This is a genomic window from Streptomyces torulosus (genome assembly GCF_001419765.1).
GTDB lineage: Bacteria > Actinomycetota > Actinomycetes > Streptomycetales > Streptomycetaceae > Streptomyces > Streptomyces torulosus.
Genome location: NZ_LIRK01000276.1, coordinates 1 through 18,215, shown reverse-complemented (window position 1 = coordinate 18,215; position 18,215 = coordinate 1). Strand labels below are relative to the sequence as shown.

21 protein-coding genes are annotated in these 18,215 nt (G+C 71.1%); 12 read left to right on the top strand and 9 right to left on the bottom strand.

Annotated elements, in window-relative coordinates:
* Positions 1–851: DMT family transporter (locus AOK23_RS20125; protein ID WP_055714087.1), on the bottom strand; the 851-nt coding region annotated here is incomplete at its 3' end.
* A gap of 75 nt (positions 852–926) precedes the next feature.
* Between AOK23_RS20125 and AOK23_RS20120 the strand changes: the two genes are divergently transcribed.
* Entirely contained in the window at positions 927–1,832 is a 906-nt protein-coding gene (locus AOK23_RS20120) for a LysR family transcriptional regulator (RefSeq protein WP_055714086.1), read from the top strand.
* 241 nt (positions 1,833–2,073) lie between these two features.
* Here AOK23_RS20120 and AOK23_RS20115 read toward each other — a convergent pair whose 3' ends face one another.
* On the bottom strand, positions 2,074–2,541 hold the full coding sequence (locus AOK23_RS20115) for a pyridoxamine 5'-phosphate oxidase family protein (RefSeq protein WP_055714085.1): 468 nt from the start codon (positions 2,539–2,541) through the stop codon (positions 2,074–2,076).
* A gap of 154 nt (positions 2,542–2,695) precedes the next feature.
* Between AOK23_RS20115 and AOK23_RS20110 the strand changes: the two genes are divergently transcribed.
* A complete protein-coding gene (locus AOK23_RS20110) occupies positions 2,696–3,361 on the top strand; it encodes a cysteine hydrolase family protein (RefSeq protein WP_055714091.1) in 666 nt (221 codons plus the stop codon).
* Positions 3,362–3,375: 14 nt separating this feature from the next.
* Here the strand turns inward: AOK23_RS20110 and AOK23_RS20105 are convergent, their stop codons facing one another.
* The 5 genes from AOK23_RS20105 to AOK23_RS20085 all read right to left on the bottom strand — a co-directional run bounded on the left by AOK23_RS20105 (position 3,376) and on the right by AOK23_RS20085 (position 8,295).
* Positions 3,376–3,876 (bottom strand): Rieske (2Fe-2S) protein, encoded by a 501-nt coding sequence (locus tag AOK23_RS20105; protein ID WP_055714084.1) that lies wholly within the window; start codon positions 3,874–3,876, stop codon positions 3,376–3,378.
* Positions 3,877–4,082: 206 nt separating this feature from the next.
* Entirely contained in the window at positions 4,083–5,216 is a 1,134-nt protein-coding gene (locus AOK23_RS20100) for a CU044_5270 family protein (protein ID WP_055714083.1), read from the bottom strand.
* Positions 5,213–5,776 carry an RNA polymerase sigma factor gene (locus tag AOK23_RS20095; protein ID WP_055714082.1) on the bottom strand — a complete coding sequence of 188 codons (564 nt, stop codon included), beginning with the start codon at positions 5,774–5,776 and terminating at the stop codon, positions 5,213–5,215. The genes AOK23_RS20100 and AOK23_RS20095 overlap by 4 nt, the downstream gene beginning before the upstream one ends.
* A 139-nt stretch (positions 5,777–5,915) precedes the next feature.
* Complete coding sequence (locus AOK23_RS20090) at positions 5,916–6,623, bottom strand: TetR/AcrR family transcriptional regulator C-terminal domain-containing protein (RefSeq protein ID WP_063791367.1); 708 nt, start codon at positions 6,621–6,623, stop codon at positions 5,916–5,918.
* 52 nt (positions 6,624–6,675) lie between these two features.
* The gene (locus AOK23_RS20085; RefSeq protein ID WP_063791366.1) at positions 6,676–8,295 is read right to left on the bottom strand and encodes a gamma-glutamyltransferase family protein; all 1,620 of its coding nucleotides are present in this window, start codon (positions 8,293–8,295) and stop codon (positions 6,676–6,678) included.
* Between the two features lie 249 nt (positions 8,296–8,544).
* Here AOK23_RS20085 and AOK23_RS20080 point away from each other — a divergent pair, with 249 nt between their 5' ends.
* From AOK23_RS20080 to AOK23_RS20065, 4 genes are all read left to right on the top strand, one after another.
* Positions 8,545–9,417, top strand: coding sequence for an ABC transporter substrate-binding protein (locus tag AOK23_RS20080; RefSeq protein ID WP_055714079.1), 873 nt, complete (start codon positions 8,545–8,547; stop codon positions 9,415–9,417).
* Between the two features lie 100 nt (positions 9,418–9,517).
* Entirely contained in the window at positions 9,518–10,384 is an 867-nt protein-coding gene (locus AOK23_RS20075; protein WP_063791365.1) for an amino acid ABC transporter permease, read from the top strand.
* A 124-nt stretch (positions 10,385–10,508) separates the two neighbouring features.
* Positions 10,509–11,252 carry an amino acid ABC transporter ATP-binding protein gene (locus AOK23_RS20070; protein WP_055714089.1) on the top strand — a complete coding sequence of 248 codons (744 nt, stop codon included), beginning with the start codon at positions 10,509–10,511 and terminating at the stop codon, positions 11,250–11,252.
* 87 nt (positions 11,253–11,339) lie between these two features.
* Positions 11,340–11,756 (top strand): DUF1275 family protein, encoded by a 417-nt coding sequence (locus AOK23_RS20065; protein ID WP_107102824.1) that lies wholly within the window; start codon positions 11,340–11,342, stop codon positions 11,754–11,756.
* Here AOK23_RS20065 and AOK23_RS45230 read toward each other — a convergent pair.
* Positions 11,678–12,043, bottom strand: a complete 366-nt coding sequence (locus tag AOK23_RS45230; RefSeq protein ID WP_079049580.1) for a universal stress protein — start codon at positions 12,041–12,043, stop codon at positions 11,678–11,680. The genes AOK23_RS20065 and AOK23_RS45230 overlap by 79 nt on opposite strands.
* Before the next feature lie 134 nt (positions 12,044–12,177).
* Positions 12,178–12,432: a hypothetical protein gene (locus AOK23_RS48885; RefSeq protein ID WP_055714077.1), complete on the bottom strand. Its 255-nt coding sequence runs from the start codon at positions 12,430–12,432 to the stop codon at positions 12,178–12,180.
* A gap of 148 nt (positions 12,433–12,580) precedes the next feature.
* Here AOK23_RS48885 and AOK23_RS20055 point away from each other — a divergent pair, with 148 nt between their 5' ends.
* The 6 genes from AOK23_RS20055 (at position 12,581) to AOK23_RS20030 (ending at position 18,150) form a co-directional block, all read left to right on the top strand.
* A complete protein-coding gene (locus tag AOK23_RS20055) occupies positions 12,581–13,336 on the top strand; it encodes a HipA family kinase (RefSeq protein ID WP_055714076.1) in 756 nt (251 codons plus the stop codon).
* Complete coding sequence (locus AOK23_RS20050) at positions 13,333–13,743, top strand: DUF3037 domain-containing protein (RefSeq protein WP_055714075.1); 411 nt, start codon at positions 13,333–13,335, stop codon at positions 13,741–13,743. Before AOK23_RS20055 ends, AOK23_RS20050 begins: the two co-directional genes overlap by 4 nt.
* Before the next feature lie 203 nt (positions 13,744–13,946).
* Positions 13,947–14,708, top strand: coding sequence for a 3-oxoacyl-ACP reductase FabG (fabG, locus tag AOK23_RS20045; protein WP_055714074.1), 762 nt, complete (start codon positions 13,947–13,949; stop codon positions 14,706–14,708).
* Positions 14,709–14,720: 12 nt separating this feature from the next.
* Positions 14,721–15,488: an SDR family oxidoreductase gene (locus AOK23_RS20040; protein WP_055714073.1), complete on the top strand. Its 768-nt coding sequence runs from the start codon at positions 14,721–14,723 to the stop codon at positions 15,486–15,488.
* Positions 15,489–15,712: 224 nt separating this feature from the next.
* Entirely contained in the window at positions 15,713–17,293 is a 1,581-nt protein-coding gene (locus AOK23_RS20035; RefSeq protein ID WP_055714088.1) for an ABC transporter substrate-binding protein, read from the top strand.
* Between the two features lie 173 nt (positions 17,294–17,466).
* Positions 17,467–18,150, top strand: a complete 684-nt coding sequence (locus tag AOK23_RS20030) for a uracil-DNA glycosylase (protein ID WP_055520554.1) — start codon at positions 17,467–17,469, stop codon at positions 18,148–18,150.
* Positions 18,151–18,215 lie beyond the last annotated feature (65 nt).

The following is an 18,215-nucleotide window of genomic DNA, read 5'->3' as shown; positions in this document are numbered from 1 at the left end:
TTCATCCCGGTCATCGCCACGCCCGCGGCCGTGGCGATGACCGGGATGAAGTAGGTGACCATCTGGGCGGTGGTCGGACCGACCTCGGAGACGAGGCCGTACTGGACGAGCATGGCGACTCCCGTGCCGAGGGCGCCCAGGGCGATCACGGCCAGCAGGGGCAGGACCGGGAAGCGGCTCGGCAGGGTGGTGAACAGCGGGGTGACGACGGCGAGTTGCGCGGTGGCCAGGAGGAGCTGGGCGCCGGTGAGGGAGAGCGGGGAGTGGTCGGTACCGGCCAGGGTGCGGCGGACGTAGATCCAGCCGATCGGGTAGCTGAGGGAAGCCAGCAGGGCCATCGCGGTGCCCCTCGGGTCGAGGCCGTCGAAGCCCTGCCAGGCGCCGAGGACGGTGAGCACACCGAGGAAGCCGAGGCCGAGACCGGCGACCCGCACCCGCGTCGGCCGGTCCTCGGAGAGCGCCACCAGCGACAGGGCCATGCCCCACAGGGGGGAGGTCGCGTTGCAGATGCCGGCGAGGGTGGAGGGGATCGTCAGCTCGGCGTAGGCGAAGAGCGAGAACGGCAGGGCGTTGAGGAGGAGAGCCGCCATCGCCAGATGCCCCCATGTGCGCGCGCCGCGCGGCAGCCGCTCACGCTTCACCGCCATCGCCGCCGCCAGGACCAGCGTGCCGAAGACCAGCCGCCCGAAGGTCACCTGGAACGGCGCGTAGGCCTCCGTGCCCACCTTGATCAACAGGAAGCTGAAGCCCCAGATCAGGGAGAGAAAGCCGAAACGCAGGCGCCAGTCGACGGTGGCGCGGCGCTGTGCGGAGGCAGGGGAGGGGGCTCGGGTGGGCGTCGCCGTGGTCATGCCTGACACGATGCTCCGCAAAGATCTCGTAGCACAAGCGAGATTTCGTGAGTCGATTCTCGTAGCATCGCTTACATGTTGAATCTGGAGCGCCTGCGCACCCTCGACGCCCTCGCCCGGCACGGCTCGGTCAGCGGCGCGGCGGACGGCCTGCACGTGACCACGTCGGCCGTCTCCCAGCAGATGGCGAAGCTGGAGCGGGAGGTGGGGCAGCAGCTGCTCGCCAAGAACGGACGCGGAGTGCGGCTCACCGACGCGGGACGGCTTCTCGCCGACCATGCCGCCCGGATCCTCTCCCAGGTCGAGCTCGCCCAGTCCGACCTGGAGGCCCAGCGGGGGCAGGTCGTCGGCGAGCTGCGGCTCGCCGCGTTCCCGACGGCCGTGCGGGGGCTGTTCCCCGCCGTCTTCCGCACGCTCAAGGCCGACCATCCGGCGCTGCGGGTACGGTCGCGGGAGCTGGAGCCGGAACTCGCGATCAACGCGGTGGTGCGGGGCGATGTCGACCTGGCCGTCGTCCTCGACTGGTACAACAAACCGCTGCCCGTGCCCGAAGGGCTCGCCCGCGCCTCGATCCTCGACGACCCCGTGGAGGTCGCCCTGCCCGAGGATCACCCGCTCGCCGGGCGGGACGGGATCGACCTGGAGGAACTGGCGGACGAGGCGTGGGTGGCGTGGCCCGAGGGCGAGTTCTGCCACGAATGGTTGCTCTACACCCTGCGCGCGAACGGCATCGAACCCCACATCGCCCACCGGGCCGGCGAGCACCACACCCAACTCGCCCTGGTGGAGGCCGGGTTGGGGGTGTGCATCGCGCCCCGGCTGGGACGGGACCCGATGCCGGCCGGGGTGCGGACCGTGCCCGTACGGCACCGGGTCCACCGCACCGTCTACGCGGTGTGGCGCGCCGACGCGGACCGCAGACCGTCCATCAGGGCGGCCGTCGAGGCACTCAGGGCAGCCGGGGCGGCGTGCGGGGCGTAGGGGGCTGCACTCAGGGCAGCCGGGGTCGCGTGCGGGGTGTAGGGCTGGGCTCACGGCAGCCGGGCGCCCGCGGGCGGGGCGTAGAGCGATCTCCCGCTTGTCATACTTCCCGCGTGGATACGCGAGCGAGGGAGACGGCGCGGCGATGGCTCGCCGACCAGGGGGTCACCCAGGTGGCGCTACGGCGCAGTCAGGCTCGGTCGTCGCCCCCGGGGCCGGTGTCTCCTCGAGCGCGTCCCGGTCAGAGTGAACCGAGCTTGCGGAAGTCCCAGGACGTGATCGCGTCCGGGGTCAGGCGCAGCCAGGCGTGTCTGCCGTCGTGCGGCATGTCGTCGATGCCGAAGTTCTTGCGGGCGAACAGGCGCTCCACCCCGGCCAGTTCGGCGAGCGGCTCACCCGTCCGCGGAACCTCGCCGACCACCTCGACGGTGCCGGACAGCTCCACACCTCGCAGCTCGCCGTAGTCCTCGCCCGCGTCGACCACGACGGCGACGTGCGGATCGCGGCGCAGCTCCGACCAGCGTTTGCTGCGGGTGATCGAGTACAGCCAGAGGGAGGTGCCGTCCCAGACGAACCAGAGCGGGCTGACGTGCGGCGCGCCGTCGGCCGAGACCGTCGCGACCCGGCAGGTCCGCTGTGCGCCCAGGAACGCGTCCAGCTCGCCGGCCTCCATCATGATCTTCCGGCCCCGGCGCTGAGTGGCGGCCATGGAATTCCTCTCCTCTGACGTGGCGTCAGATGAGCATGGGTCGTCTTCCGTCCATGCGCAAGAGGCGTTACGCTCGCCCGCCCGGTCCCGGCACCCGTTGCCGCCGGTAGCCGACGCCCCGCTCTCGACCTCGCTCGAAACCCTGGGGGACACCATGCCGTCGCACGCGAACGAGTCGAAGAGGCAGCGGGAGCTGGGCGAGCTCCTCGATCCCGCCACCACCGCGCTGCTCACCGTGGAGTGCCAGGAGGGCGTCGTGGGGCCGGACAGCGCCCTCCCCGAACTCGCCGAGGCGGCCCGCTCCTCGGGGGCGCTCGCGAACGTGGCGCGGCTGGTCGCCGCCGCCCACACGAGCGGGGTCCAGGTCCTGCACGCGGTCGCCGAGCGGCGGCCCGACGGGCGCGGCGCCAACCACAACGCCCGTCTCTTCCGGGCCGCTTCGCGGCTTCCCGTACGGCAACTGACGGGGACCGCGGCCGTACGTGTCGCGCCGCCCATCGAGGTCGCCCAGGAGGACCTGGTCGTCCGGCGGCTGCACGGGTTGTCCCCGCTGGCCGGCACCGACGTCGACGCGCTGCTGCGCAACCTCGGCTGCCGCACCCTGATCGTCGCCGGCGTCTCGGCCAACGTGGCCGTCCCCAACGCCGTCTTCGACGCGGTGAACCTCGGCTACCGCGTCGTCGTGCCCGGGGACGCCATCGCGGGGGTGCCTGCCGACTACACCCCCGCGATGATCCGCCACACCCTCGCGTTGGTCGCCGCGGTCGCGACCACGGCCGAGGTCCTGGCCTGTATCGAGCGGGCCGAGCGGCGGACCTGAGCGACCGAGAGACGTCAGGCCAGCGTGATCGACGTCCCGCTGACCTTGATCTCCTTGGCGGGCAGCGCCTCCGTCGCCGGGCCGCTCTTCACGCTGCCGTCGGCGATCGAGAAGTTGCTCTGGTGGCAGGGACAGTTGATCACCCCGTCGGCGACCGTCTTCACGGCGCAGCCACGGTGGGTGCAGGTGGAGGAGAACGCCTTGAACTCGCCCGCCTTCGGCTGCGTGACCACCACGTTCTTGTCCTCGAAGATCTTGCCGCCGCCCTCCGGGATGTCGCTGGTCTTGGCCAACTCGGTGCCGCCCGACCCCGCGTCGTCCCCGCCCGTGCCGCCACCGCTCGTGCTGCCGCCGCTCGCGGAACCGCTCGCGTCGCCGCCGGCGCCCGACGAGCCGGACGAGTCGTCGCCCGACCCGCACGCGGTCAGCGCGACGGCGAGCCCCGCCGCACCGGCAGCCGCCATCATCGTGCGACGGGCCGGTTCAGAAGCGGGTTTGATCGTTTCGCTGCTCATGCGGACGAATCCCTCCGAGATCGCTTTGCACTTTCGCCCATGGATACGGCGACGGTGTGGTTGAACGTTCAGACAGGGGCACATCTTGGTCTGCCCGGCATCACGATCGCGTCAAGTGAAGCTGTCTCGAACCTGTCGATCCGGAGGTCGGCTCGCCCCCCGTGCACTGTTCGGGCGCACCGCTCGGGCGCACTACTCGGGCGGTCTCAGCGATCGGACGGGGTCTCCGGGCCCGGGTCGGGGGTGTCGGTGTCGAAGGGCGGCGCCTCGTCGGTCCACTTCATCGACGTGATCGTCGTGTAGCTCAGGGTCTCGCCCTCGCGTGCGCCGTCACCGCTCCGGGTGGCCACCGTCTCGGTGCCCAGGGGCATGCCCGTGGACTTGTCGAAGATCAGGCGGAGTTCCGGGGCGGACGCGTAGGGGCTCGGGAGCGCCACGGCGTAGCCGGCGCGGCCCGTGTGGTCCCTGATGTCGCCCAGGGAGCGCACGCCGGGTTCGGCGGCGAGGAGGCGGTAGGCGGCGGCGCGAAGGGCCGGACTGGACGGGAGCGACGTGGCCAGTTCGATGGCGCAGTTGACGACGATCCGGTCGAGGACCCTCTTCGGGCCGTTGTGGTCCTTGTCCACCAGGGCGAGCAGACGCTCGCGGAGGGCCTTCGCGTCCGTGGGGAGCGTGGGCAGCAGTCGGAGGGGGACCTCTCCGTACGGCCCGGAGTCGGCCTTTCCGCCGGGGGCGTCGTGCTCGATCTCGCCCTTGCCGGCGTAGGTGACGGTCTCGTCGGGCGCGTCGGACAGCTTCCACGAGGTGGGGGAGCCGTCCGCCCTCCACGCCGCCTCGTCGGCCTTGGTAGCCGGGCGGGCGCCCGAGTCCAGGTACTGCGACCAGTACGTGTTCTTGTCCGTGGACGTCCAGTACCGCTGCTCGGAGCGGACGTCGATGGTGTAGACCTCGCCGGGGACCTTGCGGAAAAAACCCATGTGTTGCTCCACGTACCAGTACCTGCCCGAACCGACCGGCTGGCGCTCGACGTGGGAGGCGGCGGCGAGAAGGATCCGGGCGCCGGACTCCGACGCCACGGAGGACGGGGGTGCCGGCTTCTCCGGCGCGGTGTCCGTGACCACCAGGGCCACCACGGCCGCCGCGGTGGCCAGGGCGAGACCCGAGAGGAGCGGACGCCCCCACCGGCGCGAACGGACGGTGACGCGAGCGCCGAGCGGCGCGCGGGGACCGCTCATCACCGTCGCGAGCTCCTCGTCCCGCACCGACGACGGCGTGGGGAGCCCGGGGTCCAGGTGGGCGGGGCGGGCGGTGGTCAGGCGGTGCAGCACGTCGTTCTTCACCGGGCTTCCTCTCCTACGGCGATCCGGGCTCGGGTGGACTCGTGCCGCAGGGCTGCGGCCGCCGCCACGGGCGGGGAGGCCGACGCGGCCTGGTCGAGGCGTCTGCGCGCCCGGTGCAGACGGACCCGCAGGGTGAGGGGCGAGCAGCCGACCACCGTGGCGGCCTGTGCCGGGGTCAGGCCCTGCCACGCCGAGAGGATCAGCAGTTCCCGGTCGTCCTCCGGCAGCGTGGCCAGCGCCCTGAGCAGGGCGCTGCGCTCGGACACCTCCTCCGCGATGTCCGCCTCGGCCGGTTCCACCCAGGACATCCACTCGGCGGTGAACGACACGCGCCTGGCCTCGGCCCGGACGGTGTCCCGCAGGATGTTGCGGGCGACCACGAGCAGCCACGGCAGCGGCGGCTCGGGGATGTCGCCCAGCCTGCGCCAGGCCACGGTGAACGTCTCGTTCACCACGTCGTCGGCGACCTGCCGTCCCGCGCGGCTGACCACATAGGCCCATACGCGTTGTCGGCAGCCGTCGTAGATGGCGGTGAATCGATCAGCGTCGGAGTCGGCCACTGCCGCACCTCCCGTCCCTCACGGTGTGTTCTGTCGTCGGGTAGTGGTCCGAGCGGGCTGATCGTTACAGCGGAAACCCGGAAAACCCGCCCGAGGGACGAGGCATGGATCACATCGGCCGTGATGAGTCCGGCTCTGGCTACGACCGAGCCTTCGCCCTCACCCGGATCGTGTCGATGACCGCCTGGACCGCGGTGACGAAGTTCTGCGGGTCGTCCAGCGACTTGAACCGCGGGGCCAGCCGGGCGATGTTGGGGAACTTGTCGGGCGGAAGGGTCAGATAGTCCGTCTTCCACGCCCGGAGGTCCGCCTCCCGGAGCTCCGGGGACAGCGACGCGAGACTCGCGTCCATCGCGCTGTAGGACAGCACCACATCGGCGAAGACCCGGTGGTAGCGGGCCGCGTCGTCGTCGTCGAGGCCGGCGCGGCGCATGCAGTCCAGTTTGCGTTCCACGGTCCGGAACTCGTTCTCCCGGCGGGCGGTCCGCGCCGCCGCGAGGGCACCCACCCGAGGGTGCCGCAGGAACGCCTGGTGGGTGTGGACCGCGATCTGCATCAGGTCGTGGGCCCAGTCGTCCGTCGGCGGCGGCGTGTGCGCCAGCGCCTCTTCGTGCAGGGCGTCGATGAGGGCGAGCAGCAGCTCGTCCTTGTTGCGGAAGTGCCGGTAGATCGCGGTCGGATGAGCGGCCAGCTCGCGGCCGAGCGCCGAGAACGTCAGCTTGTCCATCCCGGACGAGTCGGCGACCCGGAACGCGGCTTGGACGATCGTCTCCTGGCTCAGCGTGCCGCGGGGCAACCGGCTTCGGCGGGTGCCCTTGGCCGTACCGCCGGCGTTACTCGAGGTCATATGTCCTTCCTCATCTCGGTTGTCTCCCATAGTGGTCCACCGGTGGCGCGCGTCAGCCCGCTTCGGCCGAGCCGTCCGCACGAGGATCGGTGGCCGCGACCAGGCGCGGACCGTCGGCGCCGCCCGCCCGGCGGACCAACTGGCCGTGCCCGACACCGTCGTCGTGCGCGTCGATCAGCTCGACGTCGAAACCCCCGCCCTCGATCGCACGGACACCCGCCGTGGGCACGTCCCGCTCGGCCTTGACGGTACCGGCGCCCTCCGTCATCCCGGCCTCCATGGCCCCGAGGACCCAGCGCGGCGCCGACACGGCACGCTCCGCGGAGGCGCCGGCGGCCAGGCGCAGGGCCAGATGGGTGTGCACCTGCGGCTGCGCGCGGCCTCCCATCACCCCGTGCGCTCCGACGAGCTCGTTGCCCTCGCGGACCAGGACGGGCATCAGCGTGTGCAGGGGACGCTTTCCGCCGGCGAGACGGTTCGGCGACGCCGGGTCGAGCGAGAACGACGCGCCCCGGTTGTGCAGGACGACACCGGTACCGGGATCGAGCACCCCGGAGCCGAAGCAGTGGAACACGCTCTGGATCAGGGACACCCAGGTACCGTCCCGGTCCGTCACGACGACGGCGACCGTGTCGCCGGACGCCTTGCGCTGGCCGAGCAGTTCGACCGGGGTGCCCGCCATCGCCCGCTCGGCGATGCGCCGTACGTACGGCTCCGACAGCAACTCCTCGGCGGGGGCGGCCTCTCCCCACTCCGGGTCGCAGCAGAAGCGGTCGCGGTCGGCGGCGGCCTGGGCGAGCACGGAGGCCACGACGCCCGCGTCGCGGCCCAGCGGATCGAGCGTTCCGCGGACCGAGCGCACCACGTCGAGCGCGCGCAGGCCCTGGAGGAAGTACAGGCCCTGCGAGTTGTCGCCGCTGGAGAGATGGTCGACGCCGTCGTACACCGCGCTGTGCGTTCCCGACAGCCGTACCGTGTGCTCGGCGAGGTCCTCGACCGTCATGGCCGAGCCCTGCTCGGCGAGCAGTCGCACCAGACTCAGGCCCACGTCTCCGCCGTAGAGCGCGGACGGACCCTGCGCGGCGATCGACGCGAGCGTCCGGGCGAGGGCCGGCTGCCGCAGGGTCCGACCGGCCGCGAGGACGTCGCCGTCGGCGAAGAACACACCGCGCATGCCGGGGTCGCGGGCCAGGGTCCGCTCCTCCCTGCGCAGGTCCAGAGCGAGTCCGGGGGCGACGGGGACGCCCTCGCGGGCGGCCGTCTCGGCGGGCGCGAGGGCCGCCGAGAGCGGACGGGTCCCCCATGTGTCGGCGAGCGCGGCCCAGCCGGCCGCCGCGCCGGGGACCGTCACCGGGAGCGCGCCGAGGACGGGCATGCTCTCGTACCGTGCCGCGATCTCCCCGGCGTCGACGGCCCGCGGCGCCCGGCCGGCGGCGTTCACGAAGCGGACCTCGCCGTCGGCGGTACCCACCAGGGCGAGCAGATCGCCGCCGACGGAGCACTGGTTGGGGTAGACGACGGTCAGCATGGCGGCGGCCGCGAGAGCGGCGTCCACCGCGTTGCCGCCGCCGCGCAGGACGTCGGCCGCGACGTCGCTCGCCGCGGAGTGAGGTGTCGCCACGGCCCACTCGTCGCCCGTGGCGGAGAGTCGGCGAGCAGTGAATTCGGACATGGTTCCCTTCCCCAACACCGATGCGGATCCGCTGAGGTGCGCCCGTCCACCGGTGCGGCAGAGCCGTGAACCCGGACGCGGCGACTGGGCTCCACTCCTCGGGCAATCGTCGTTAACCGCCCTGTTACGGGAGATTCCTTGACAGCCCCGGAGCGCCAGCCCTAGCTTCCCCTCATAGTCAATGACGTCGACTATGGCACTGACTACCTGTCGGGGCAACCACGGAAAACTCCCTGAAGGGGGCCGGCAATGGCAAGATCATCGCGTCGTGCCTGTCGTACGACACTCCCCGTCGCCTGTGCCGCGTTCGCGGCCGCGGCCGTGCTCGCCGGATGCGGTGGCTCCACGGAGAACGCGGCCTCGCCCGCGGCCTCGCCCGTGGTCGACCTGCCGGCCGGGACGCTCGTGAAGGACGGGCAGATCACCTACTGCTCGGACATCAGCGCACCGCCCATGACGTACTACGACGCCGCGCAGAAGCCGGTGGGCGCCGAGATCGAACTCGGCGACGCGCTCGCCGCGCAACTCGGCGTCAAGGCGAACTGGGCCGACACCGCCTTCAACGGCATCATCCCCGCGCTGCAGGCCAAGCAGTGCGACGCGATCATCACCCAGCTCTACATCAAGCCCGAGCGGGAGAAGGTCGTGAACTTCGTCCCGTACATGTACGCCTCCAACACGTACGTCGTGTCCGCGAAGGACGACAAGGGCATCAAGAGCGCGGCCGACCTGTGCGGCAAGAAGGCCGCGGCCCAGACCGGCACGACGATCGCCGACTACCTCTCCGCCCAGTCGAAGAAGTGCGTCGCGGACGGCGAACAGAAGGTCGACATCCGGCTGTTCAACAAGGACACCGACGCGCTCCAGCAACTGCGCCTCGGTCTGGTCGACTCCTACGGGACGACCCTCGAGGCCGCCGCGTACGCGATGAAGCAGCAGCCGGACACCTTCCAGCTCGTCGGGGAGCCCTTCAACCGCATCAAGGTGGGCGCCGCGACCCGCAAGGACGACACCGCCCTGCACGACGCGCTGACGAAGGCGTTCGCGGAGATCCGGAAGAACGGCGACTACACCGCCATCCTCAAGAAGTGGAACCTGACCGGCGACGACATCGCCGGATAGCGCCCGGCCCGTTCGACCGGTGGGGCCGCCCGGCCGCCGTCCACCGGGGCCGGCAGGGGCCGGCCCGTCCGCATCCGCACATACGCAGGGAGAGGATGACGTGGCTGACACGTCCTTGCTCGCCGACTCGGCGCAGGTGGCCGGCTTCGACTGGTCGTTCTTCTGGCACTACCTCATATCCCCTTCGGGCACCTTCCTGGAGGGGCTGTGGCGGACCGTGTACATCTCGGTCGTCGCCCAGGCGCTCGGGGTGCTCCTCGGCCTCGTCATCGCGCTGGCCCAGCGCAGTCGCTTCGCCGCACTGCGCTGGGGCGGCGGCGCCTATGTCTGGCTCATCCGGGGCACGCCCCTGCTCGTCCAGCTGGTCCTCGTCTACAACGGCCTCGCGGCGGCGGGCGTCTACCGCTTCACCGACGTCCAGGTGGGGGGCCTCGTCCTCCTCGGTGTCGTACAGGCGGCCGTCCTCACGCTCGCCGTGAACGAGGCGGCCTACATGGCCGAGATCATCCGCGCCGCGCTCGACGCCATCGACCGCGGACAGACCGAGGCGGCGCAGGCGCTCGGCATGACTCCGTCACTGACGATGCGCGTGGTGCTGCTGCCCCAGGCGTTGCGGATCATCGTTCCGCCGCTGGGCAACGAGTTCAACCTGATGATGAAGTCGACGTCGCTGCTGTCGGTCATCGGACTCCAGGAGATGTTCCTGACGGCCCAGTCGATCAACTCGGCGACCTTCAAGACGTTCGAGATCTTCCTCGTCGCCGCCTGCTACTACCTCGCCCTGACGACGGTGTGGTCGTTCGTCCAGCGGTCCATCGAACGCAGACTGGCGGACCCCGGGACCACACCGCCACCCGGCCCCTCCCTCAGGGAGCGGCTCGTCGGCGGCAGGGGCGGCGGTCCCGCGCCCCGCGGCACCGCGGTCGTCGGCAAGGAACCCACGCTCGCAGGCAGGGAGGCGTCCTGACGTGGAACCGATCGGGAGGACAACGACGGTGAACGACCCGCACGGTCCGCACGACCAGCCCACCACCGGGTACACGGGCCCGACCGGCCCCGCGGATCCGACGGCGGTGCTGTCGGCGCGCGGGATGGTCAAGGCCTTCGGTGGCGTACGCGTGCTCAACGGTGTCTCGATGGACGTCCGGGCCCGCGAGGTGGTGGTCGTCGTCGGGCCGTCCGGCTCGGGCAAGACGACGTTCCTGCGGTGCCTCAACCACCTGGAGAGCATCGACGAGGGGGAGATCCTCGTCCACGGCCGCCGCGTCGGCTACAAGGACGGCCTGGACCGGCTGGTCGAGGAGCGGCCGAGGGCGATCGCCGCCCGCAGACGCAACATCGGCTTCGTCTTCCAGCGCTTCAACCTCTTCCCCCACCTCTCCGCCCTGGACAACGTGGCCGTCGCCCCGGTGAAGGTCCTCGGTGTACCGAAGGCCGAGGCGAGGGAACAGGCACAGGCCCTGCTCGCCAGGGTCGGCCTCGCGCACAAGGCGTCCTCGCGCCCGTCCGTCCTCTCCGGAGGCCAGCAGCAGCGCGTCGCCATCGCGCGCGCCCTCGCCATGAAACCGGAGCTGATGCTGTTCGACGAACCCACCAGCGCCCTCGACCCGGAGATGGTCGGCGAGGTCGTCACCGTGATGAAGGAGCTGGTCGAGGACGGTCTGACCATGATCGTCGTCACCCACGAGATGGGCTTCGCGCGGTCGGCCGCGGACAGGCTCGTCATGTTCGACCAGGGGGTGATCCTGGAGGAGGGCACCCCCGAGAAGCTCATGACGGATCCCGACCACCAGCGCACCCGCGCCTTCCTGCGGCGCATCGACGGCCACGGCTGACCGGCGCGGCGACGGACACGGCTGAGCGGCGCGGCGACGGCCATGCGGAGCCACCCGCCCCGGCGGTCCTGCCGCACGGCGCCGCCGATGCCGTGGGCGCGCGCCCGCACGGGAGCGGACCGGTACGCCACCGCAGACCCCGGAGGGACACCCGCGGGAGCTCCCCGCGAGCGCCGGTTCGTCGTGCTCGCGTTGCTGCTGACCACCGTCACCGGCGTCGTGGACGCGGTCAGCCTCCTCGCGCTCGACGGGGTCTTCTCCGCCAACATGACGGGAAACGTGGTCATGTCGGCGGTCGGCGGGGCCGGCGTCCGCGAGGTGCCGGTCACCGCCGTCGCGGGGGCGCTGCTCGGCTTCCTCCTCGGGGTGGCGCTGACGGCCCGCTTCCTGCGCGCCGGAGCCTCGGCCGTGGCCCGCTGCAGCGGTCACAGCACCGTCGTGCTCCGCGGCCTCGGGGGCTGTGTGCGTTCCGCGGTTTCCGTGCCCGCACCGGGCGGCGCGTAGTCGGGCATCCACGCGTGCACGGCGACGAGGTCGGCCCCACGCAGCGACGCCTCGGCGAGGGCGAAATCGACTGCCTTCTCACCCATGGGCGACCCGTCGACCGCCAGCACGATCGGCCTGGCGGGATCCGGTTCTTCCTCTCGTACCACCATCACCGGACAGTGGCTGTACGCCGCCAGGTTCACGGCCTTCGATCCCACCAGCATCCCGATGAAGCCGCCCATCCCACGAGCGCCGACCACGAACAGGTCAGCGGCTCTGGCCTCGGCCTCCAGCACCGCCACCATCTCGCCGGTCCGCCCTGCGGAACTCCGTGCGGTCGCCGATGAAGGTCAGGGCGACCAGGCTCGTCGTCACGGTGGGTGCCGATCCGACCCCACGGCGGTGACGGCGATGGCCGTCGTCGTGGTCGACGACTGGATCAGGCCGTACCGAGAACGCCGACGCTCAACCCGACCCATGGGTGTGCGGCGAAGGCGAACATGGTGTACGCCGCGTCGCCGCCCACCTCCGCGAAGCCGCGACTGATGATGCTCACGGCACGGCTCAGCAGGTAGATCAGCCCGAGGGCACCGCACCAGCAGAGGGCCTGGGCCCAGGTGGGGAGCTGGACGGCTCCGGCGTCGCTTGGCTGGCGTCCGGCTCGCTGTCGGGTGTGGCTTCCGTCATGAACCAAAGGCTACGAGCTCCTGACGAGGGGCGTGCGTGGCTGACCGCCGTACGTGTGCGACGGACGGCGGTCTTAGGTGATCACCCCCGGTTACTATGCTCACTTCATGCTTGACCGTGGATCGCGGCGTCAGTGAAGTGGGTGGCCTGAGGAAATGCTGAGGAAGGTCGCTGCAACCCGCTATATCGCAGCCCTCCGTGAGGGCGGCTCGCTGCCCGGTCTCATCGAGGCCGACGACCGCGGGACGTACGTCCTGAAGTTCACCGGCGCCGGGCAGGGCCGCAAGACCCTCGTCGCGGAGGTCGTCTGCGGCGAACTGGCCCGGCGGCTCGGCCTGCGCGTCCCCCGCCTCGTGACCGTCGACCTCGACCCCGTCCTCGGGCTCGGCGAACCGGACGAGCAGGTCCAGGACCTGCTGAAGTCCAGCGGCGGCACCAACCTCGGCATGGACTTCCTGACCCGGGCGATCGGCTTCGACCCGCTCGCCTTCGAGGTGAGCCCCGAGGAAGCCGGACGGATCGTCTGGTTCGACGCGCTGATCAACAACGTCGACCGGTCCTGGCGCAACCCCAACCTGCTGATGTGGCACGGCGAGCCGTGGCTCATCGACCACGGCGCCACCATGATCTGGCACCACCACTGGCCCGGCGCCCGCACATCCGCCGCCAAGCCGTACGACGCCGCCGACCACGCCCTCGCCCGCTTCGGCCCCGATGTCGCGACGGCCGCCGCCGCGCTCGCTCCCCAGATCACCGAGGAACTCCTCGCCGAGGTGACCGCCGAGATCCCCGACGTGTGGCTGGCGGACGAGCCCGGCTTCGACACCCCGGACGCGCTGCGGCGGGCCTACGCGGAACCGCTGCTCGCCCGGGCCGCCGGCATCCACGAACGCATCGAGGGGATCAAGTGAGCGACCGCTTCCTCGCCACCGGGGCGACCGGGCAGGACGTCTACGAGTACGCGCTGCTGCGTGTCGTGCCGCGGATCGAGCGCGGCGAGTGCTTCAACGCCGGTGTCCTCGTCTACAGCCGCTCCCGGGCCGTCGTCGCCGCGCGCACCCATCTCGACGAGACGAAGCTACTCGCCCTGGACCCCGAGGCGGACGTGGCGGGCGTACGGGCCGCGCTGCGGGCCGTGGAGGGTGTCTGCGCCGGCGGGGAGGCGGCGGGCCAGGCCGCCGACGACGACGCCGGACGACGGTTCCGGTGGCTGGTCGCGCCGCGTTCCACGGTGGTGCAGGCCGGCCCCGTGCACACGGGGCTCACCTCGGACCCGGTGGCCGAGGCCGCGCGGCTGCTCGACCTGCTGGTCAGGTGAGACCCCGGCGGCCGGGGCGGACGACACCCGGTGGCCGGGCGGTGACACACCGCCGATCGGCCGGGCGTAAGGGATCACACCTGGTGGGGCGTTGACACCGGGTGCCAGGACTTCTAGCGTCACGTGTGCCGAAGGTACTAAGCGGTCGCTCACCGGGTGGGCGAGCCGCAGGAGCCGCATCCCAAGGGCGAGGAGAACCAGCAATGTCCACCACTGAGCAGCGTGTCGCCGTGGTCACGGGTGGCGCGCGCGGCATCGGCGCCGCGACCGCCGTACGACTGGCCGCAGAGGGGCGGGCCGTCGCGGTGATCGACCTCGACGAGGCCGCGTGCAAGGACACCGTCGAGAAGATCACCGCCGCCGGCGGCAAGGCGCTCGCGGTCGGCTGCGACGTCTCCGACGAGGCGCAGGTCGAGGCCGCCGTCACCCGCATCGCCGAGGAGCTGGGCGCCCCGACGATCCTGGTGAACAACGCGGGCGTGCTCCGCGACAACCTGCTGTTCAAGATGAGTGCCGCCGACTGGGACACGGTCATGAACGTGCACCTGCGCGGTGCCTTCCTGATGGCGAAGGCCGTCCAGAAGTACATGGTCGAGGCGAAGTTCGGACGGATCGTCAACCTGTCCTCGTCCTCCGCGCTCGGCAACCGCGGCCAGGTCAACTACTCGGCCGCCAAGGCCGGTCTCCAGGGCTTCACCAAGACCCTCGCCATCGAGCTCGGCAAGTTCGGCGTCACCGCCAACGCCGTCGCGCCCGGTTTCATCGTCACCGACATGACCGCCGCCACCGCCGCCCGCGTCGGCATGGGCTTCGAGGACTTCCAGGCCGCGGCCGCCACCCAGATCCCGGTCCAGCGCGTCGGCCGGCCGGAGGACATCGCGGGTGCCATCGCCTACTTCACGGGCGAGGACGCCGGATTCGTCTCCGGCCAGGTGCTGTACGTCGCCGGCGGACCGCTCAACTAGAGGACCGGGAACATGACTTCGGTGGAACTCCCCGAGCTTTCGGGCAAGGTCGCCCTCATCACCGGCGCCAGCCGCGGCATCGGCTACGGCATCGCCGAGGCCCTCGTCGCGCGCGGCGACCGGGTGTGCATCACGGGCCGCAACGAGGACGCCCTCAAGGAGGCCGTCGACCAGCTCGGCGCCGACCGCGTCATCGGCGTCGCGGGCAAGGCCCACGACGAGGCCCACCAGGCCCAGGCCGTCGAGCGCGCGATGGAGGCGTTCGGACGCGTCGACTTCCTGGTCAACAACGCCGGTACGAACCCGGTGTTCGGGCCGATCGCCGACCTCGACCTGAACGTGGCGCGCAAGGTGTTCGAGACCAATGTCGTCTCGGCGCTCGGCTTCGCCCAGCGGACCTGGCACGCCTGGCAGAAGGACAACGGCGGCGCGATCGTCAACATCGCCTCCGTCGCCGGTGTCTCCGCCTCGCCGTTCATCGGCGCCTACGGCATCAGCAAGGCCGCCATGATCAACCTGACCCTCCAGCTGGCGCACGAGTTCTCGCCGAAGGTCCGGGCCAACGCGATCGCGCCCGCCGTGGTGAAGACCAAGTTCGCCCAGGCCCTGTACGAGGGCCGAGAGGCGGAGGCCGCCTCCGCCTACCCGCTCGGCCGGCTCGGCGTGCCCTCGGACATCGGTGGCGCCGCCGCGTTCCTCACCTCCGAGCAGTCCGACTGGATCACCGGCCAGACGCTCGTGGTCGACGGCGGGATCTTCCTCAACGCCGGGGTCGGCTGACCGGCGACCGGGCCCCGTCCCGCGGGCGGGCACCGAGGGCGTTTCCGTGGGCTCCCGCAGAGCCTTCGCCGAATGTCCCCGGTGCCCGCCGCGAGCCTTCACCGGGCCTCGGAGAAGCCGTCACAAGGAGCTGATCAAGGGTTCTGCCAGCCGGACGGTGGCGGCCGGCTGGGCCTGCGGTATCGTTCGGCCACTCTTGGTACGGCATTTCGAGGAGCATGCACGTGTTCAACCGGAACCGATACTTGCCGCCTCTCGCGGCGGTCGCGTCCATATCCATGGTGGCCGGGTGTGGTGTGTTCTCCTCGGACGCCTCGGAGGAGCAGGCCCCGATCATCGTGGGCACCACCAGCGCGCCGAGCACGCTGGACCCCGCGGCCGCCTGGGACAGCTCCTGGGAGCTGATGCGCAACGTCTTCCAGCCCCTGCTGAACTACACCCCCGGCGGGTCCGACCCCGAGCCGGACGCCGCCGAGAGCTGCGAGTTCACCGACAGCGCCAGCACGACCTACGCCTGCACGCTCCGCGAGGGCCTGAAGTTCTCCAACGGGAACACCCTGGACGCCAAGGCCGTCAAGTACTCGTTCGACCGGATCAAGAAGATCAACGTCAACGGCGGCCCCGCGGGTCTGCTGACCACGCTGTCCCGGGTGCAGGCCAAGGGCGACCGCGAGGTGGTCTTCCACCTCAACCAGCCCGACGCGACCTTCCCCCTCGTGCTCACCACGCCCGCCATGTCCATCGTGGACCCCGCGGAGTACCCCGCGGACAAGCTCCGCGAGGACGGCGGGGTCACCGGCTCCGGGCCGTACAACCTGGAGTCCTACGAGGAGGGCAAGACCGCCGAGCTGGTCGGCAACGACAACTACAAGGGCATCGCCGACCGGAAGAACTCCGCGGTCACGATCCGGTACTTCCAGCAGTCGGACCAGCTGGTCAAGGCCCTCAAGGACAAAGAGATCAGCGTGGTCTACCGCGGTCTCGCAGCCAAGGACGTGGTGGACATCGAGGCCCACCGCGACGAGGAGGGCCTCCAGATCGTCGAGAACGCCACGACCGAGATCAGCTACCTGGTGTTCAACCCGAAGTACGAGTGGGCCAAGAACCCCGCCGTCCGCAAGGCGGTCGCCCAGGTCCTCGACCGGCCGGCACTGGCGCACAACGTCTACAAGGACACCGTGGAGCCGCTGTACTCCATGATCCCGAGGGGCCTGGTCGGCCACACCACGGGCTTCTTCGACGACTACGGCATCCCCAGCCCGGCCAAGGCCAGGAAGATCCTGGAGGGCGCGGGCATCACCGAGCCCGTCCCGCTGACCCTGTGGTACACCAGCGACCGCTACGGCTCCCAGACCAAGCCCGCCTTCGAGGAGCTGAAGCGCCAGCTGGATGAGTCCGGCCTGTTCAGGGTCACGCTGAAGAGCCGCCCGTGGAAGACCTATTTCCAGGGCTACCAGAAGGGCGAGTACCCGGTCTTCGGCCGTGGCTGGAACCCCGACTTCAACGACGCCGACAACTTCATCGCCCCCTTCGTCGGCAAGCAGAACGCCCTCGGCACCCCGTACGAGTCGCCGGAGATCACCGACGAGCTGCTGCCGGAGTCCCGCGCGGAGAGCGACCGCGGTGCCGTCGGCGAGGAGTTCGAGGAGGCCCAGCAGATCCTGCTGGACGACGCCCGGCTGATCCCCCTGTGGCAGGGCAAGCTGTACGTGGCCGCGGACGAGGAGATCGCCGGCCTGGACAAGCTCATCGACCCGGCGACGATGATGACGATGTGGGAACTCTCCCGGAAGACCAGCTGGTAGGACCCGGCGCGGGCCGGACCGTCCGACGGTCCGGCCGGTATCTCCGGTGGGCGGCCCCGATTGTCAGTGGGCGCCTGTAGGTTCTGTGCTCTGACGGCGGCCGCGCCTGGCGCGGCCGTCCATGGCCGCGCGCATCGCGGTCGTGAAGTGAGCGCACACCGGAGGAAGTTGACGTGACCGACATCGCCATGCTGCCCGAGTCCTGGCGCGGGGTCCTGGGGGACGAGCTGCAGCAGCCCTACTTCAAGGAACTCACCGAGTTCGTCGAGGAGGAGCGAGCCAAGGGTCCCGTCTACCCCCCGCGCGAGGAGGTCTTCGCCGCCCTCGACGCCACGCCGTACGAGCGGGTGAAGGTGCTCGTCCTCGGCCAGGACCCCTACCACGGCGAGGGCCAGGGCCACGGCCTGTGCTTCTCCGTGCGGCCCGGTGTGAAGACCCCGCCCTCCCTGCGGAACATCTACAAGGAGATGCAGGCCGAGCTGGGCACCCCGATCCCGGACAACGGCTATCTGATGCCGTGGGCCGAGCAGGGCGTGCTCCTGCTGAACGCGGTGCTCACGGTCCGCGCCGGTGAGGCCAACTCCCACAAGGGCAAGGGCTGGGAGAAGTTCACCGACGCCGTGATCCGCGCCGTCGCCGACCGGCCGGACCCGGCCGTCTTCGTGCTCTGGGGCAACTACGCGCAGAAGAAGCTCCCGCTGATCGACGAGGAGCGCCACATCGTGGTGAAGGGCGCGCACCCCTCGCCGCTGTCGGCCAAGAAGTTCTTCGGCTCCCGCCCGTTCACCCAGATCAACGACGCGATCGCCCGGCAGGGCCACGAGCCGATCGACTGGACCATCCCGAACCTCGGCTGACCTCCCGCGGCGCTCCGGCGGCCGTACGGAGGACGGGCGGGTGACCGCCGGAGCGCCGCGGGAGG

Bases quoted from the DNA above. Each gene is read 5' to 3' on its own strand.
- AOK23_RS20120 (WP_055714086.1), top strand. From the start codon at position 927: ATGTTGAATCTGGAGCGCCTGCGCACCCTCGACGCCCTCGCCCGGCAC.
- AOK23_RS20115 (WP_055714085.1), bottom strand. From the start codon at position 2,541: ATGGCCGCCACTCAGCGCCGGGGCCGGAAGATCATGATGGAGGCCGGC.
- AOK23_RS20110 (WP_055714091.1), top strand. From the start codon at position 2,696: ATGCCGTCGCACGCGAACGAGTCGAAGAGGCAGCGGGAGCTGGGCGAG.
- AOK23_RS20105 (WP_055714084.1), bottom strand. From the start codon at position 3,876: ATGAGCAGCGAAACGATCAAACCCGCTTCTGAACCGGCCCGTCGCACG.
- AOK23_RS20090 (WP_063791367.1), bottom strand. From the start codon at position 6,623: ATGACCTCGAGTAACGCCGGCGGTACGGCCAAGGGCACCCGCCGAAGC.
- AOK23_RS20085 (WP_063791366.1), bottom strand. From the start codon at position 8,295: ATGTCCGAATTCACTGCTCGCCGACTCTCCGCCACGGGCGACGAGTGG.
- AOK23_RS20080 (WP_055714079.1), top strand. From the start codon at position 8,545: ATGGCAAGATCATCGCGTCGTGCCTGTCGTACGACACTCCCCGTCGCC.
- AOK23_RS20070 (WP_055714089.1), top strand. From the start codon at position 10,509: ATGGTCAAGGCCTTCGGTGGCGTACGCGTGCTCAACGGTGTCTCGATG.
- AOK23_RS20065 (WP_107102824.1), top strand. From the start codon at position 11,340: ATGCCGTGGGCGCGCGCCCGCACGGGAGCGGACCGGTACGCCACCGCA.
- AOK23_RS45230 (WP_079049580.1), bottom strand. From the start codon at position 12,043: ATGGTGGCGGTGCTGGAGGCCGAGGCCAGAGCCGCTGACCTGTTCGTG.
- AOK23_RS20055 (WP_055714076.1), top strand. From the start codon at position 12,581: ATGCTGAGGAAGGTCGCTGCAACCCGCTATATCGCAGCCCTCCGTGAG.
- fabG (WP_055714074.1), top strand. From the start codon at position 13,947: ATGTCCACCACTGAGCAGCGTGTCGCCGTGGTCACGGGTGGCGCGCGC.
- AOK23_RS20040 (WP_055714073.1), top strand. From the start codon at position 14,721: ATGACTTCGGTGGAACTCCCCGAGCTTTCGGGCAAGGTCGCCCTCATC.